Source organism: Burkholderia sp. E168m23, from assembly GCF_016586125.1.
Classification (GTDB): Bacteria; Pseudomonadota; Gammaproteobacteria; order Burkholderiales; family Burkholderiaceae; genus Burkholderia; species Burkholderia orbicola.
Genome location: NZ_BCPP01001186.1, coordinates 1 through 1,802, shown reverse-complemented (window position 1 = coordinate 1,802; position 1,802 = coordinate 1). Strand labels below are relative to the sequence as shown.

The following is a 1,802-nucleotide window of genomic DNA, read 5'->3' as shown; positions in this document are numbered from 1 at the left end:
GGGCGAGCTGACGATCCTCGACGGCATCACGCTCGCCGTGCAGCCGGGCAGCAGCCTCGCGATCGTCGGCGCGTCGGGGTCGGGCAAATCGACGCTGCTTGGCCTGCTTGCAGGGTTGGACAGCGCGACGAGCGGCACGGTTCGCCTGCTCGGCCGCGCGCTCGACCAGCTCGACGAGGACGAACGCGCGGCGCTGCGCAACGGCGCGGTCGGCTTCGTGTTCCAGTCGTTCCAGTTGATGCCGCATCTGACGGCGCTCGAGAACGTGATGCTGCCGCTCGAACTGCAGGGCGGCATCAGCGCGCGCGATGCGGCCGACCGCGCGCGGGCGCTGCTCGTGCAGGTCGGTCTCGGCGAACGCACCGCGCATTATCCGAAACTGCTGTCGGGCGGCGAACAGCAGCGTGTCGCGCTCGCCCGCGCGTTCGTCACGCGCCCGGCGATCCTGTTCGCCGACGAGCCGACCGGCAGTCTCGACGCGGCCACCGGCCACGCGGTCATCGACCTGATGTTCGAGTTGAACCGCACGCACGGCGCGACGCTCGTGCTCGTCACGCACGATGCCGAACTCGCGCGCCGCTGCGCGACGACCGTCACCATCGATGCCGGGCGCATCGTCGCGCCGCATGCGGCTTCGCGCGACGCATGAAGGTTCGTGCCGGCCGCGCGGCGTGGATCGCGCGGCCGGCACGGGCATGACGCCGTTGCGTCAGTGCTTCAACGCTTGAGCGCCGCGCGGGCGCGCTCGATCAGCGCCGTGGTCGACGAGTCGTGCTTCGCCGGATCGACCGATTCGGCCGACAGGTCGGCTTCCACCACCTTGCCGAGAATCTTGCCGAGCTCGACGCCCCACTGGTCGAACGGATTGATGTCCCACACCGTCGCCTGCACGAGCACCTTGTGCTCGTAAAGCGCGATCAGCGCGCCGAGCGTGCGCGGTGTCAGCGCATCGACGAGCAGCGTCGTGGTCGGGCGGTTGCCGGGGAACGTCAGGTGCGGCGCGAGCGCTTCCTTGCCGGGCCCGGCGACCTTGCGCGCTTCCTCGAGCGTGCGGCCGAGCATCAGCGCTTCGCTCTGCGCGAAGCAGTTCGCGAGCAGTTTCGGGTGATGGCTCGCGAGCGAATGCTCGGGCGTCAGCACCGCGATGAAGTCGATCGGCACGATCGTTGGCCCCTGATGCAGCATCTGGAAGAACGCATGCTGGCCGTTGGTGCCCGGCTCGCCCCACGTGACGGCCGACGTCGGGTAGTCGACGAAGGTGCCGTCCAGGCGCGCGGATTTGCCATTGCTCTCCATTTCGAGCTGCTGGAGGTACGACGGCAGGTAGTGCAGCGCTTCCGAATACGGCGCGACGAGATAGCTCTGCGAGCCGAAGAAATTCCGGTACCAGATGCCAATCAGGCCGAGCAGCACCGGCAGGTTGCGCTCGAGCGGCGCTTCGCGGAAGTGACGGTCCATGTCGTTCGCGCCGGCCAGCAGTTCGTCGAACTGTTCGGGGCCGATCGCGATCATGATCGACAGGCCGACCGCCGACCACAGCGAATAGCGGCCGCCGACCCAGTCCCACATTTCGAACACGTTGTCCGCGGCGATGCCGAACTTCACGACTTCGGCCGGGTTCGCCGACACGCCGACGAAGTGCTTCGCGAGCGCATCCTCGGGGCAGCCGCGCGCGACGAACCAGTCGCGCAGCGAGCGTGCGTTCGTCATCGTCTCGAGCGTCGTGAAGGTCTTCGACACGATGATCGCGAGCGTTTCCTCGGGATCGACCTGTTCGAGCACGCGCGCGAGATCGGCGCCGT

At 68.3% G+C, this 1,802-nt stretch carries 2 protein-coding genes; one reads left to right on the top strand and one right to left on the bottom strand.

Annotation, left to right across the window (positions count from 1 at the left end):
- Positions 1-649 (top strand): ABC transporter ATP-binding protein (locus tag JMF90_RS35500; protein ID WP_201326198.1); only part of this gene is annotated, 649 nt, incomplete at its 5' end.
- 68 nt (positions 650-717) lie between these two features.
- Here the strand turns inward: JMF90_RS35500 and pgi are convergent.
- Positions 718-1,802: glucose-6-phosphate isomerase (gene pgi / locus JMF90_RS35495; RefSeq protein WP_201326197.1), on the bottom strand; the 1,085-nt coding region annotated here is incomplete at its 5' end.